This is a genomic window from Mesorhizobium sp. M2D.F.Ca.ET.226.01.1.1 (genome assembly GCF_004022705.2).
In the GTDB taxonomy this organism is placed as follows: domain Bacteria; phylum Pseudomonadota; class Alphaproteobacteria; order Rhizobiales; family Rhizobiaceae; genus Mesorhizobium.
On sequence record NZ_RZOY02000001.1, the window covers coordinates 538,735 to 552,727 of the forward strand.

The following is a 13,993-nucleotide window of genomic DNA, read 5'->3' on the forward strand; positions in this document are numbered from 1 at the left end:
CGCGTCACGTCAGCGTGCGCTCGATCTCCGTGATAAGCGCATCGAGCGCCGCGCGGACTGTTCCTCCATCCGCCTGCTCGACCAGCAGCGTCTCCAGCGCCGACGCCCGCGCGCTGATATCCCCAAATCCGAACGTTCCAGCTGCACCGGCGAGAGAGTGGGCGATCCGAATCAACGGCTCGCTGGAACTGCCGGCCAGGGAATCCCGACCGCCAGCGATGGTCTTCAGCTGTGCGAGCTGATCGGCGCACCGGGCGAGGAAGCGTAGGCGCAGCGGGGCGAAGGGATCGTTTGAAATGAGGCCACACTCCATTTCCGGATATGTGTGAGCCAGTCGCGCCGAGCGGTCCAGATGTTCTTTGATTTTTCTGTGGGGGCGTCTTCAGGGTAGCGAAAATGCCAAGTCGCTAACCCTTTGTTTTTTCTGGTCGGAGTGGCAGGATTTGAACCTGCGACCCCCTCGTCCCGAACGAGGTGCGCTACCAGACTGCGCTACACTCCGCGACCAGACCGCGGGCTTATAGCCGCCACTTTCCGATACTGCAAGCGGCAATGGTTGCACTTCTGTCGCATTTGTTCGCTTTTGCGAGAAGGCCTCTCAGTTCGCCGCGAAAATGCCGCCCTTGGTCCAACGGCTTTGCTCGGATCGGTTTCCGAATCGGGTAAATACCACCTGGAGGCGGGTGTGCTATTGATCGACCAACTCCAGAGCGAGACCTGAATGAGCCAGCGCATCGTCAGTTTCGTCATGAGCGGCGGTGTCGGCTCGCGGCTGTGGCCGCTGTCGCGCGAGGACAATCCCAAGCAGTTCCACGATTTCTCCGGCGACGGCTCGATGCTGGCGAAAACCTTGCGCCGGCTGGCGGCACGGCCCGAAGGCGAAACACCGATCTTCCTGATCGCCTCGGAGCGTCACGCCGAGCGCGTCCATGCCGATCTTGCCGGTCTCGATCTCGGTGGCGGCGGTCCGTTGTTCGAGCCGACGGGGCGCAACACGGCGGCCGCCGTGGCGCTGGCCAGCCTGCGCACGCTTTCCGAGTTCGGCGACGAACTGGTGCTGGTGGTGCCGTCCGATCATGAGATATCGACGCCGCGCCAGTTCTGGCAAAGCATCGAGACGGGCGCGGCCGCGGCAAATGCCGGCCGGCTCGTGGTGTTCGGCTTGAAGCCGACACAGCCCGAGACCGGCTATGGCTATATCGAGGTCGGGGCCGACAAGGACGGGGTGTTCGATGTCTCGCGCTTCGTCGAGAAGCCAGATATCGCCACCGCGCAGACCTATCTCGATGCCGGCAGTTTCTACTGGAACACCGGTATCTTCCTGTTTCGCGCCGGCGCCATGCGCGATGCCTTCGCAGCTTTCCAGCCCGACATCTGGCAGGCGACCGAAGCCGCCTACAAGGCGGCGACCAGCGATCTCTCCGGCCTCTATATGCCGCTGGAGCTTTACGCGGCGATACCCTCGACCTCGATCGATTACGCCATCATGGAACGCGCGAAAGACATCGCCATGGTGCCCGCCGGCTTCCGCTGGAACGATCTCGGCTCCTGGCAGTCGCTGCTCGATGTCGGCCCCTCCGACGGGCAGGGCAATGTCATCGTCGGGGACGTCGTCGCCATCGATTGCGAGAACTCCTATATCCGCAGCGAAGGTCGCCTGCTGTCGGCGATCGGCATGAAGGACGTGGCCATCGTCTCCACCGCCGACGCCACTTTCGTCGCGCCGGTCAGCCATAGCCAGCACGTCAAGAAGATCGTCGAGCAGCTGGAGAAATCCGGCCGGCTGGAGACGAGGTTCACGCCGGCGCATGACCGCGTCATCGAGAGCGGCGCCTGGCGGCGGCGCGTGCGCCACTGGCTGTTCGAGGAGACGCTGCCGCTATGGTCGACGGTCGGCGTCGATGAGCGCCATGGCGGCTTCCACGAGGCGCTCGGCTTCGACGCCACGCCGCTGATGAAACCCAAGCGCATGCGCACGCAGGCGCGCCAGGTCTATGCCTTCGCCGTCGCCAAGGAGCGCGGCTGGGATGGCCCGGCCGACCGGCTGATCGCGCACGGCATCGACTTCATGGCAGGCAAAGGCCGCACCGAACGCGGCGGTTGGGTGCGCACGCTCAACATAGATGGCTCGGTCGCCGATCCGGTCGAGGATGCTTACGACCATTCCTGCGTGCTTCTGGCCCTGGCGCATGCTCATATCTCAGGTCACCCCGACGCGTTGCGGTTGGGCGAGGAGACGTTCGCCTTCCTTGACGCGCATCTGGAAGACAGCCGCATGACCGGCTTTCTGGAAACCTCCGACGGTGCGGACGAGCGGCGCTCCAATCCGCACATGCATTTTCTGGAGGCTTTTCTGGCCTGGCATCAGGCAACCGGCGAGCGCGCCTATCTGCGCCGCGCGGCCCGCATCATCGACCTTTTTCGCAGCCATTTCTTCGATGCCGAAAGCTGGACGCTTGGCGAATATTTCGACCAAGGCTGGAAGCCGGCGGCGAACGGGAAGGGCAGCTGGACCGAGCCCGGTCATCATTTCGAATGGGCCGCGCTGCTTGTCGATTTCGCGGCCCGCAGCGGCCAGAATGAGCTCACGGCCTTTGCCCGCAAGCTCTATGCCTCGGCCATCGCCAACGGCCTCAACCGCGCCACCGGGCTCGCCTACGGCGCCGTCTCGCGCCAAGGCCTGCCGCTCGAAACCGTCTCACGCAGTTGGCCGCAGGCCGAGGCAGTGAAGGCGGCGATCGCGCTCGACGGCTCGGGCGGGCCGGACCTCAAGCCCGAGATCGAAGCGCGCGTCGGTCGGCTGTTCCGCTGGCATATCGACCCGGCGCCGCTCGGCCTATGGATCGACCGCATCGACGAGCGCGGCCGTTCACTGGCGACCGAGGTGCCGGCCAGCATCTTCTATCATCTGGTTTGTGGGCTGACGCAGTATCTGGACGGGACGGGGGGGAACTCTCAGTAAGGTGCTGCCACGTCCCCAGTCTCGACATAAACCGCCTTCAATTGCGAATAATGCGCCAGCGCGGCAAGCGAATTCTCGCGGCCGATGCCGGACTGCTTGACGCCACCGAAGGGCATTTCCACAGGCGTCAAATTGTAGGCGTTGATCCAGCAGGTCCCGGCCTGCAGCTCGGCGATGACGCGGTGCGCGCGCGGCAGGTCGCGCGTGAACACGCCCGCCGCCAGGCCGAATTCGGTGTCGTTGGCGCGCTCGATCACCTCGTCCTCGCTGTCGAATTTCAAGATGCTCATCACCGGCCCGAAAATCTCCTCGCGCGCGATGCGCATCGTATCGGTGACATTGGTGAACACCGTCGGCTCGACGAAGAAGCCGCCGTCGAAACCCTGCAGCGATGGCACGTTGCCGCCCCAGGCGAGGTTCGCGCCGTCCTGCTTGCCGGCGGCGATATAGGAGACGACCTTGTCCTGCTGCGCCCTGTTGACCAGCGGTCCCATCTGCGTTTCGGGATCGAGCGGATCGCCGATGCGGATCTTCTTGGTGCGTTCGACCAGCCGCTCGACGAAGCGGTCATGCAGTCCTTTCTGCACGAAGACGCGCGTGCCGTTGGAGCAGATTTGTCCGGTGGAGTAAAAATTGCCGAGCATCGCGCCGCCGATGGCGTTCTCGAGATCGGCGTCGTCGAAGACGATCAGCGGCGACTTGCCGCCGAGCTCCATCGTCGCGTGCTTCATCTTCGAGCCGGCAAGCGACAGCACCTTGCGGCCGGTCGGCACCGAGCCGGTGACCGAGACCTTGGCCACGACATCATGACCGACGAGGCCGGCCCCGACATCGCCATAGCCCTGCACGACGTTGAACAGCCCGTCGGGCAGGCCGGCCTCTGAGTAGATCTCGGCCAGGGCCAGCGCCGAGAGCGGCGTGTTTTCCGACGGCTTGAACACCATGGCATTGCCCATGGCCAAAGCCGGCGCCGACTTCCAGCCGGCGATCTGGATTGGATAGTTCCAGGCGCCGATGCCGACGCACACGCCGAGCGGCTCGCGCCTTGTGTAGGCAAACGGTCCGCCGAGATCGATCATCTCGCCATTGAAGGCGGCGACCGCGCCGGCAAAATATTCCAGGCAATCCGCTGCCGAGGGCGCGTCCGCCACCAGCGTCTCCTGGATCGCCTTGCCGGTATCGAGCGTCTCGATTCGCGCCAGGTCGGCATTGCGTGCTCGCAAGATATCGGCGGCGCGGCGCAGGATGCGACCGCGCTCGACCGGCTTCATGCGCGCCCAGGCTGGCTGCGCCGCCCGCGCGGCCTCGATCGCCAGCTCCAGCACGTTAAGCGTCGCCGAATGCAGCGTGGCGATGGTCTCGCCCGTCGCCGGATAGATCACCGGCAAAGGCGCGCCGCCTTCGTCCTCGATGTAGCGGCCATTGACATAATGCGATGCCGTCGGCTGGGCGCGCATGGCTTTTCTCCGTTCATTTGTCGCTGGGCGGGGAGGGCGCCCGCCTCGACAATGCCCTATCGGTCCGCCACCTGCCAGCGCGGATTGATCCACGGTTCCTGGTTGGATGGCGCCAGCGGCGTGCGGCCGAGAATGTGGTCGGAGGCCTTCTCGCCGGTCATGATCGACGGCGCATTGAGGTTGCCGTTTGTCACCCGCGGGAAGATCGAGGAGTCGGCGACGCGCAGTCCCTCGACGCCGATCACCCGGCATTCGGGATCGACGACGGCTGTCAAATCGTCGGCGCGGCCCATCCTGCAAGTGCCGCAGGGGTGATAGGCGCTCTCGGCATGGTCTCGGATGAAGGCGTCGAGCTCGTCGTCGGTCTGCACATGGCTGCCTGGCGAAATCTCCTTGCCCCGAAAACCGTCGAACGCCTTCTGGCCAAAGATCTCGCGCGTCAGCCGGATGCAGTGGCGGAACTCGCTCCAGTCGTCCGGATGCGACATGTAGTTGAAGCGGATCACCGGCTTGGCGCGGGCGTCGGGCGAGCGCAGCGTCACGGAGCCGCGCGACTTCGAGCGCATCGGCCCGACATGCGCCTGGAAGCCATGCGACTTCGCCGCCGCCTTGCCGTCATAGCGCACCGCAGCCGGGATGAAGTGGTACTGGATATCGGGATAGTCGACGCCGGCAGCAGAGCGCACAAAGGCGGCCGCCTCGAAATGGTTGGTGGCGCCGAGACCGGTCTTGAAGAACAGCCATTGCGCCCCGATCATCGCCTTGGAGAACGGGTTGAGCACCGAATTCAGCGTGATCGGCTTGGTCGCTTCCTGCTGGATATAAAGCTCCAGATGGTCCTGCAGGTTGGCGCCGACGCCTGGACGGTCGGCGACCACCGGGATGCCGTTTTCCTGGAGATGCGCGCCCGGGCCGATGCCGGACAGCATCAGGATCTTCGGCGAATTGATCGATGACGCCGCGACGATCACCTCACGCCGCGCCTTAACGACCTGAATCTTTTTGTTAGCTTCGATCTCGACACCGACGGCGCGTTGATTCTCAATCACCACGCGCCGGGCGAAACCCTTGAGCAGGTTGACATTCTTTCGTCTGAGAGCCGGCTTCAGATACGCATTCGCGGCCGACCAGCGGCGGCCGCCCAGAATGGTCTGCTCCATCGGCCCGAAACCTTCCTGCTTCGAGCCGTTATAGTCGTCGGTGAGCTCGAAGCCGGCTTGGCGGCCGGCCTCCATGAAGGCGCTGTAGAGCGGATTTTTCCGCGTGCCGCGCTGGACATGCAATGGTCCGCCATGACCCCGCCAGCCATCCTCGCCGCCGTCGGAGTCCTCCATGCGCTTGAAATAGGGGAGCACGTCGGCGAAACCCCAGCCGGCCGCGCCCTGTTCGGCCCAGTGGTCGAAGTCATGGGCGTGTCCGCGCACATAGACCATGCCGTTGATCGAGGACGAGCCGCCGATCACCTTGCCGCGCGGCGTGGCGAGCACGCGGCCGCCCAGATGCGGTTCCGGCTCGCTGGCAAAACCCCAGTCGTAGAGGCTCATATTGAGCGGGATAGACAGCGCCGAAGGCATCTGGATCAGCGGGCCCATATCGGTGCCGCCGAACTCGATGACGATCACCGAATGCTTGCCCTCCTCCGACAGCCGGTAGGCCATGGCCGAGCCGGCGGAGCCGGAGCCGATGATGACGAAATCCGCTTCAAGCATTGTTCATATGCGCCATAAAATCGGCGAGCGAGACATTGCCGCCGGTAGCCACAACTAGGACGGTCTTGTCCTTTACATCCACCTTGCCGCCGAGCAGTGCCGCCAGCGACGCCGCGCCAGAAGGCTCCAGCACCAGCTTCATCCGCTCGAAGGCGATCTTCATCGCGCGCCGCACCGAGGCGTCGTCGACGGTGACGCCGCGCACGCCGGCGGTGCTCACCGCCGCGAAGGGCGCGTCGCCGGGCTTGCGCGCCATCAGCCCGTCGCAGATCGATTTCGGCCCGATCGGCATCGTCTCGATCGCGCCATGCGCGAGCGACGAGCCCATGCCGTTGAAACCTTCCGGCTCGACGGCGATGATCTCGGTCTCCGGCGACAGATAGTGGAAGGCGAGCGAGACACCGCCGACCAGCCCGCCGCCGCCGACCGAACAGAACACCAGGTCGGCGTGCGCCTTCTTCGCTGCCAACTGCTCGAGCGCCTCCAATCCCGCACCCGCCTGGCCGGCGACGATCTCGGGATCGTCGAAGGGATGGAGAAGCGTGAGGTGCTCGGTTTCGGCGATCTCGCGCGCCCTGGCCGCGGCAACCTCCTCGCGGGCGCGGTCGCCATGATCGGTCAGCACCACCCGCGCGCCGTAACCGGCCGTCGCGTCGCGCTTGGCGGCGGGCGCATCGACCGGCATAACGATGGTGACGGGGATGCCCAGCGCCTGGCCGGCCGCCGCCAGCCCCTGCGCGAAATTTCCGGAGGAATAGGCGACGACACCCCTTCTCGCTTCATCCGGCGAAAGCCGGCTCAGCCGCCAATAGGCACCGCGCACCTTGAAGGAGCCCGCCCATTGCAGCGACTCCGGCTTGACGAAGATGCGCGCAGCACCCGTCTCCCGGGCAAGCGCGGCCGACTCCAGCAGCGGCGTCACCTGCGTGGCCGTCGCGGTGACGGCATAGGCGTGCTTCAGATGATCGAGCGTCGGGACGAGAATGTCTGCCATCATTCGCCTCTCGGATACCGTTTGCTCTCTTCGAGATTGTCGAGATTCATGTGATTGCGCATGTAGCGCTCCGACGCCTTCTGCAGCGGCTGGAAATCCCAGGGATAGTAGGCGCCGTTGCGCAGCGCCGGGTAGACGACCCAGCGGCGCGCTTGGCTTTCGCGCACGGCGGCGTCGAAACCGGCCATGTCCCAGCGGGCGCGGACCTTTTCCATGAACGCCGCCACCAGGGCAGCGTTCGCCGGATCCGCGGCCAGGTTGTCGCGCTCGAGCGGATCGGCTCCGAGATCGAACAGTTGCGGCGCGTCGAGTTCGCAATGGATGAATTTGTACTTGCCGTCGCGGATAGCGACCAGCGGTGCGTATGACCCTTCGGCCGCATACTCGATCAACACCGGCGCCGTGCGCGCCTTGCCGTCGAGCAGCGGCAGCAGCGACTGGCCGTCCGTCCACGGCGCTATTTGTGCGATGTCGATGCCGGCGAGATCGCAGAGCGTCGGCGTGACGTCGAGGTTGGAGACCGGCGCCTCGACGACGCCGGCGGGCACGCCCTTGCCGGCGATCATCAGCGGCACGCGCGCCGAGCTTTCGAAGAAGCTCATCTTGAACCACAGGCCACGCTCGCCCAGCATATCGCCGTGATCCGAGCAGAACAGGATGATGGTATCGTCGAGCATGCGGGTGCGCTTGAGAACATCCAGGAGCTCGCCGAACTTGTCGTCGACATAGGAGATGTTGGCGAAATAGCCGCGCCGCGAACGGCGCACCTGCTCGGGCGTGATCTCAAAGGATTGATAATCGCTGGCATGGTAGAGCCGCTGTGAATGCGTGTCCTGCTCGTCATGCGCAATGAACGGCGTTTCGGGATCGAGCGCCTGGCAGTTCTCGTAGAGATCCCAGTACTGCTTGCGCGCGACATAGGGGTCGTGCGGATGCGACAGCGAAACGGTCAGGCACCAGGGCCGGCGGGCCGGATCGTCCTGTTCGCGCGAAAGCTGGTAGAGTTTCTGTGAGGCGAGGAAGGTGACCTCGTCGTCATATTCCATCTGATTGGTGGTCTCGGCGACGCCGGCGCCGGTCACCGAACCCAGATTGTGGTACCACCAGTCGATGCGATCGCCCGGCTTGCGGTAGTCCGGCGTCCAGCCGAAATCGGCCGGGTAGATGTCGGTGGTCAGCCGTTCCTCGAAGCCGTGCAGCTGGTCCGGTCCGACAAAATGCATCTTGCCCGACAGGCAGGTGTAGTAGCCGGCGGACCGCAGGTGATGAGCAAAAGTCGGGATCGAGGACGTGAACTCGGCGGCGTTGTCGTAGACACCCGTTCGCGAGGGCAACTGGCCGCTCATGAACGAGGCACGGCCAGGCGCGCAGAGCGGCGAGGCGGTATAGTTGTTGGCGAAGCGCGCCGAGCGGGCGGCCAGCGCCTTCAGATGCGGCACGTGCAGAAAGTCGGCCGGGCCGTCGGCGAAGAACGTGCCGTTGAGCTGATCGACCATGACGATCAGGAAATTGGGTCGCCGGGAGGTCAAGGCAGGCTCCGTCCGTTGAGCTTGGTTTCGAGATAGTCCTCGACGAGCGCGATCGCTGTCTGTGCGTCCGGCACGCCGTCCTTCAGCGCGCGGCGGATGTAGAGCCCGTCGATCAGCGCCGCGGTCGCTTCCGCCACACGGTCGGCCTCTGTCCGCGGCAGAATGCCGGTCAGCCCGCTCATCAGATTCGAATGCAGCCGTCGCGCATAGATGCGCAGCAGCCGCCGCAGCTCGGTCGATTTCTGCGCCTCGACATAGAAGGCGAGCCAGGCGGCGATGATCTGAGCCTGGAACTGGTCGTCGGAGAAACTGACGGCGACAACGGCTGAGACGCGTTGGCGCGCTGTGCCGGCGGTATGAAGCGCGCGCCTGGTGTCGATGTTGAGCTCCGTCAGGATGTGCCGCATCGTCGCGAACAAAAGCTCGTCCTTGGCGCCGAAATAGTGATGCGCCAGCGCTGACGACACGCCGGCGCGTCCGGCGATCTCCGACATCGTCACGTCCAGCGATCCGCGCTCGCCGATCGCGGAGATCGTCGCATCGATCAGCGCCTTGCGGCGCACTGGCTCCATTCCGATTTTGGGCATGTTGGGATCCGGTTCGAGCCAAGATTATTTTTTATTGACGGATCAATCAATAAAAAACGACGTCCGGATCAAGCGATCGTGTGGCCCTGGCCCATCGCGAAAGACTGGAAAACGGTTCATTGTTGAACAATATTAGTCACATGCCGCGCAGGGATCGTGCTAGCCTGGCGGAAAACGGAGGCTGTCATGACCGCATGCATCGTAGGCTGGGCGCATTCGCGTTTCGGCAAGCTTGAAGGCGAGACGCTCGAGGGCCTGATCACCAAGGTTGCCGTCGAAGCGCTGGACCATGCCGGCATCGGCCCGGACGATGTCGACGAGATCGTGCTTGGCCATTTCAACGCCGGCTTCTCGCCGCAGGATTTCACCGCGAGCCTTGTGCTGCAGGCCGACGACCGGCTGCGCTTCAAGCCGGCGACGCGCGTCGAGAACGCCTGCGCCACCGGTTCTGCCGCGGTTCGCCAAGGCATCCGCGCCATCGACGCAAACGCGGCCCGCATCGTGCTGGTTGTCGGCGCCGAGCAGATGACGACCACGCCCGGCCCCGAGATCGGCAAGAACCTGCTCAAGGCGTCCTACCTGCCGGAAGATGGCGATACGCCGGCGGGCTTTGCCGGTGTCTTCGGCAAGATCGCGCAGGCCTATTTCCAGCGCTATGGCGATCAGTCGGACGCGCTGGCCATGATCGCCGCCAAGAACCACAAAAACGGCGTCGACAATCCCTACGCCCAGATGCGCAAGGATTTCGGCTATGAATTCTGCCGCCAGGAAAGCGAGAAGAACCCCTTCGTCGCCGGTCCACTGAAGCGCACCGATTGCTCGCTGGTCTCGGATGGCGCGGCCGCTCTTGTGCTTACCGACACTGCGACAGCGCTGAGGATGCGCCGTGCCGTTACCTTCCGCGCCAATGAGCATGTCCAGGATTTCCTGCCGATGTCGAAGCGCGACATCCTTGCGTTCGAAGGCTGCGAGCGCGCCTGGGAGCAGGCGCTGAAGAAGGCAGGCGTGACGCTTGACGACCTTTCCTTCGTCGAGACGCATGACTGCTTCACCATCGCCGAGCTGATCGAATACGAGGCCATGGGTCTGGCCAAGCCCGGCGAGGGCGCCAAGCTAGCGCTGGATGGCACGACGGCGAAGGACGGCCGCCTTCCGGTCAATCCGTCGGGCGGCCTGAAGGCCAAGGGCCATCCGATCGGTGCCACCGGGGTCTCCATGCATGTGCTCACGGCCATGCAGTTGACCGGCGAGGCGGGCGGCATCCAGGTGCCGGGCGCGAAGCTCGGCGGCATCTTCAACATGGGTGGTGCTGCCGTCGCCAATTACGTTTCCATTCTCGACCGCATCAGGTAGAAGCGGCCCGCATTAAAAGCGCCGCAGGGCGCGCATGCGGGAGGCAACATGGCAAATCCGGTTCTGGTCGAAGTCACCCGCGGTTCCGTGGTCGAAAGCACGCATCGCGGCGCGGTTTCGGTCTTCGACGCCGACGGCAAGGCCGTCTGGGAGATCGGCGACACGGACCGTCCGGTTTTCCCGCGCTCCGCGGTGAAGGCGATCCAGGCGCTGCCGCTGGTCGAATCCGGGGCTGCCGACGCCTATGGCTTCGGCGACCGCGAACTGGCGCTGGCCTGCGCCTCGCATTCTGGCGAACCCGCCCATGTCGAGCTGGCGCGGGCGATGCTCGCCAAGGCCGGTCTCGACAAGACGGCGCTCGAATGCGGCGCCCATTGGCCCAACCATGAAGCGACCATTGCGCTCGCCCGCGCCGGCGAAGTGCCGAGCGCGTTACACAACAACTGCTCCGGCAAGCATGCCGGCTTCCTCTGCACATGCGTGCACTCCGGCATCGCCCATCAGGGCTACGTCAAGGAGGGACATGCGCAGCAGGAGATGGTGCGCGACGCCATGCAATCCGTCACCGGCGCTGCCCATAACACCGACAACAGCGCCATCGACGGCTGCTCGATCCCGACCTATGCCGTGCCGCTGAAAGGTCTTGCACAGGGCTTTGCCCGCATGGCGACGGGTAGGGGCTTTTCACCCGAGCGCGCCAAGGCGGCGAAGCGGCTGCTTTCGGCCTGCATGGCCGAGCCATTCCTGGTCGCCGGTACCGGCAAGGCCGATGTCGCGCTGATGCAGGCGGCACCCGGCCGCATCTTCGTCAAGACCGGCGCCGAAGGCGTCTATTGCGCGGCATTGCCGGAACTCGGCCTTGGCATCGCCTTGAAATGCGACGACGGCGCCGCCAGAGGGGCCGAGGTGATGATCGCCGCCGTACTGGCAAAGCTGCTGCGCAGCGATGAGGTGGTAGCGACAAGGCTCACCGAACTCGCCCATCCCGCAGTCGAAAGCCGCATCGGCGCCAAGGTCGGCTTGCTGCGGCCGACGCCGGCGCTCAACTAGCGCGCGGACTTTCCGACGCGCATCTGCCGCGCGGGTGAACCCAATACAAAAAATTTTGTGCTAGCTTCCTCCCATCAAAGGGACCGTGGGTGCTGACCATGCTGGAAGCGGACAAGGTTTTCGCCGGGTCGATCCCGAAGAATTACGATCGCCTCATGGTGCCGCTGATTTTCGAGGCCTATGCCGCGGAGACCGCGCGGCGGGCAGCGTCATTCTCACCTCTCGCGGTTTTGGAAACCGCCGCGGGCACCGGGGCCGTTACCCGCGCCCTTGCGCCGAAACTTTCTCGCGATGCCACCTACACCGTAACCGACCTCAACCAGCCGATGCTCGACTACGCGGCATCGCGCCAAGGCCCGGACAGCCGTATCACATGGCGCCAGGCAGATGCGCTGAAGCTGCCGTTCGACAATGCGGCCTTCGACCTCGTCTGCTGTCAGTTCGGCGCCATGTTCTTTCCCGATCGCGTCGCTGCCTACCGAGAGGCAAAGCGCGTCCTGAAGCCCGGCGGACATTTCCTGTTCAGCGTTTGGGATCGCATCGAGGAGAACATATTCGCTGATGACGTGACGAACGCTCTCGCCCAGATTTTTCCGCACGATCCGCCGCGTTTCCTGGCGCGCACGCCGCATGGCTATCACGACAAGGACCTGATCCGCGGCGACCTGCGCGCCGCGGGATTTTCCGACGTCTCGATCGATACCATAGCCGAGCAGAGCCGCGCATCCTCGCCGCGCGTTCCGGCGGTCGCCTATTGTCAGGGGACGCTGCTTCGCAACGAGATAGAGGCCAGGGAGGCCGGCAGCTTGGCATCCGCGACCGACTACGCCGAATCCGCGATCGCCGACAGACATGGCGGTGGCGCGGTCGCCGCCAAGATCCAGGCGCATATTATCGTGGCTTCGGCCTAGCTCACCTTGTTGCGCTCGACGGTGAGGTGCGCGTAGCCGGTGTCCGTCGACTGAGACAGATCCCCGGTCACGGGATCGGCCCAGCGCTGACCGACGATGGCGCCGTTGCGAGCGCCGTCGATGACATTATCCGAGATGACGGCGGTGCCGGACCCTTCGACGACCGAAACGACGATGCCGGTGCCCGCCTTACGGATGATATTGCCGCTCGCTACGACATTGCGCAGATACGGCCCCCAGCCGAGCTGCATACCGTAGAGCGGGGCATTCTCGACCACACTGCCTGAAACCGTGGTGTCGGCCTCGGCGCTGATGCCGACGCCGAAGCCGGGCGGGTCGGCGGTGTAGGGGCCAACCGTCGTGAGATTGCGCACGATGTTGTTCGAGCAGACCGCCATGCGGCCGCCCTCGTTGAAGTTGACGATCGAGATGCCGTTGGCGGCGCCGTCGACCAGATTGTTGCTGAGGATCGCGCCTTCGAAAGAGAACTCCGAATAGATCCCGGTCTCGCCCGAGCGCGAGCAGCTGTTGCCGGTGATCTGCAGATTGCTCGCGCTGTTGGCGCGGATCGCGGTGAAGGCGCAGTCGGAAACGACATTGCCCGAGATGATAACGTTGCCGGCGCGGAAGGCGTTGATGCCGTTGCCGTTCTGGCCGGTACCGCCGCTGCGTGCGCCGATCCGCTGGACCCGGTTGCCGCTGACGATGGTGCCGTCCTCCGCTGCCTGCCAGCGATGCACGAGGATGCCGCCATTGGCGCAATCGGAAACGGTATTGCCGGAAATCTCCAGCCCGCCGGCCTCGACCGAATAGATACCGGCATCCGCCGCACCGGAAATGTCGGAGCGGCCGACGCGGCCGACGGCATGTTCGAGCGCCAGCCCGTTCTTACCGCTGCCGGTCACCTGGCAATTGTCGACGACGAGATGGGCGACGCGGCGCAGGTCGAGCAGGCCTTGTGTGTAGTCGGCCAGCCACCGATTGCTGCCGTCGAAGACGAGGCCGGTGAGCTCGATATGCTCTGCCTGTTCGGCCATCATCAGATGGCCGTTGCCGCCATAGACGATGCGCGTCGCGCCCGGCACGCCCGACAGGCGCACGCGGGCCGGCAGCTTGAGGTTTGAGACGAGATAGGTCCCGGGCGGTAGGAACACCGGCTGGTCGCGGTCGCTGGCCTCGGCCAGCATCTTGGCGAAAACCTTGCTCTGGTCGTCGATCGCACCCGGCTGCACGCCGATCTCGGTGGCATTGATCGAGCCGCGCATGGCGGCCATCTCGATACCCGGCAGCGATTTCGCCGCTGCCTTGCCGGCGAAGAGGCCGGCGACGGCGAAGCCGGCGGTCCGGGCAAGCAGCGTTCGTCTGTTCAACATCGGCACAGGTCCTGGCGTTTCGCCTTGTCCTTCGCAGGAATCGTGCCAGGGTGAACTCATCGGCAAAC

Annotated in this window: 11 protein-coding genes and 1 tRNA gene; 4 read left to right on the forward strand and 8 right to left on the reverse strand. The window is 64.8% G+C overall.

The features are described from left to right. Positions 1-4: 4 nt before the first annotated feature. Together EN869_RS02525 and EN869_RS02530 are read right to left on the reverse strand one after the other, a co-directional pair. Positions 5-313, reverse strand: a complete 309-nt coding sequence (locus EN869_RS02525) for an Hpt domain-containing protein (protein WP_127228634.1) — start codon at positions 311-313, stop codon at positions 5-7. A gap of 112 nt (positions 314-425) precedes the next feature. Then, positions 426-502: transfer RNA gene (locus EN869_RS02530), tRNA-Pro, on the reverse strand. Positions 503-721: 219 nt separating this feature from the next. Here EN869_RS02530 and EN869_RS02535 point away from each other — a divergent pair. Further along, positions 722-2,962, forward strand: a complete 2,241-nt coding sequence (locus EN869_RS02535) for a mannose-1-phosphate guanylyltransferase/mannose-6-phosphate isomerase (protein ID WP_127228633.1) — start codon at positions 722-724, stop codon at positions 2,960-2,962. On the opposite strand, the gene betB is transcribed toward EN869_RS02535, so the two are convergent. From betB to betI, 5 genes are read right to left on the reverse strand one after another with little or no spacing between them, the layout of a single operon-like run. After that, positions 2,956-4,419, reverse strand: a complete 1,464-nt coding sequence (gene betB / locus EN869_RS02540; protein ID WP_127228632.1) for a betaine-aldehyde dehydrogenase — start codon at positions 4,417-4,419, stop codon at positions 2,956-2,958. The two genes, EN869_RS02535 and betB, sit on opposite strands and share 7 nt — an antisense overlap. Before the next feature lie 56 nt (positions 4,420-4,475). Continuing rightward, the gene (gene betA, locus EN869_RS02545; protein ID WP_127228631.1) at positions 4,476-6,128 is read right to left on the reverse strand and encodes a choline dehydrogenase; all 1,653 of its coding nucleotides are present in this window, start codon (positions 6,126-6,128) and stop codon (positions 4,476-4,478) included. Continuing rightward, a complete protein-coding gene (locus EN869_RS02550) occupies positions 6,121-7,125 on the reverse strand; it encodes a threonine/serine dehydratase (protein WP_167506987.1) in 1,005 nt (334 codons plus the stop codon). Before EN869_RS02550 ends, betA begins: the two co-directional genes overlap by 8 nt. Next, positions 7,122-8,651 carry a choline-sulfatase gene (gene betC / locus EN869_RS02555; protein ID WP_127228630.1) on the reverse strand — a complete coding sequence of 510 codons (1,530 nt, stop codon included), beginning with the start codon at positions 8,649-8,651 and terminating at the stop codon, positions 7,122-7,124. Before betC ends, EN869_RS02550 begins: the two co-directional genes overlap by 4 nt. Next, the gene (gene betI, locus EN869_RS02560) at positions 8,648-9,238 is read right to left on the reverse strand and encodes a transcriptional regulator BetI (protein WP_127228629.1); all 591 of its coding nucleotides are present in this window, start codon (positions 9,236-9,238) and stop codon (positions 8,648-8,650) included. The genes betC and betI overlap by 4 nt, the downstream gene beginning before the upstream one ends. Before the next feature lie 186 nt (positions 9,239-9,424). On the opposite strand from betI, the gene EN869_RS02565 reads away from it, so the two are divergent. From EN869_RS02565 to EN869_RS02575, 3 genes are all read left to right on the forward strand, one after another. Continuing rightward, positions 9,425-10,591: an acetyl-CoA acetyltransferase gene (locus EN869_RS02565; RefSeq protein ID WP_127228628.1), complete on the forward strand. Its 1,167-nt coding sequence runs from the start codon at positions 9,425-9,427 to the stop codon at positions 10,589-10,591. A 48-nt stretch (positions 10,592-10,639) separates the two neighbouring features. Next, complete coding sequence (locus tag EN869_RS02570) at positions 10,640-11,641, forward strand: asparaginase (protein ID WP_127228627.1); 1,002 nt, start codon at positions 10,640-10,642, stop codon at positions 11,639-11,641. A 98-nt stretch (positions 11,642-11,739) separates the two neighbouring features. Further along, positions 11,740-12,552, forward strand: coding sequence for a methyltransferase domain-containing protein (locus EN869_RS02575; RefSeq protein ID WP_127228626.1), 813 nt, complete (start codon positions 11,740-11,742; stop codon positions 12,550-12,552). Here the strand turns inward: EN869_RS02575 and EN869_RS02580 are convergent. After that, complete coding sequence (locus tag EN869_RS02580) at positions 12,549-13,925, reverse strand: TIGR03808 family TAT-translocated repetitive protein (RefSeq protein WP_127228625.1); 1,377 nt, start codon at positions 13,923-13,925, stop codon at positions 12,549-12,551. The genes EN869_RS02575 and EN869_RS02580 overlap by 4 nt on opposite strands. Between the last annotated feature and the right edge of the window lie 68 nt (positions 13,926-13,993).

Coding starts and splice junctions, on each gene's coding strand:
- EN869_RS02525 (WP_127228634.1), bottom strand. CDS start 313: ATGGAGTGTGGCCTCATTTCAAACGATCCCTTCGCCCCGCTGCGCCTA.
- EN869_RS02535 (WP_127228633.1), top strand. CDS start 722: ATGAGCCAGCGCATCGTCAGTTTCGTCATGAGCGGCGGTGTCGGCTCG.
- betB (WP_127228632.1), bottom strand. CDS start 4,419: ATGCGCGCCCAGCCGACGGCATCGCATTATGTCAATGGCCGCTACATC.
- betA (WP_127228631.1), bottom strand. CDS start 6,128: ATGCTTGAAGCGGATTTCGTCATCATCGGCTCCGGCTCCGCCGGCTCG.
- EN869_RS02550 (WP_167506987.1), bottom strand. CDS start 7,125: ATGATGGCAGACATTCTCGTCCCGACGCTCGATCATCTGAAGCACGCC.
- betI (WP_127228629.1), bottom strand. CDS start 9,238: ATGCCCAAAATCGGAATGGAGCCAGTGCGCCGCAAGGCGCTGATCGAT.
- EN869_RS02565 (WP_127228628.1), top strand. CDS start 9,425: ATGACCGCATGCATCGTAGGCTGGGCGCATTCGCGTTTCGGCAAGCTT.
- EN869_RS02570 (WP_127228627.1), top strand. CDS start 10,640: ATGGCAAATCCGGTTCTGGTCGAAGTCACCCGCGGTTCCGTGGTCGAA.
- EN869_RS02575 (WP_127228626.1), top strand. CDS start 11,740: ATGCTGGAAGCGGACAAGGTTTTCGCCGGGTCGATCCCGAAGAATTAC.
- EN869_RS02580 (WP_127228625.1), bottom strand. CDS start 13,925: ATGTTGAACAGACGAACGCTGCTTGCCCGGACCGCCGGCTTCGCCGTC.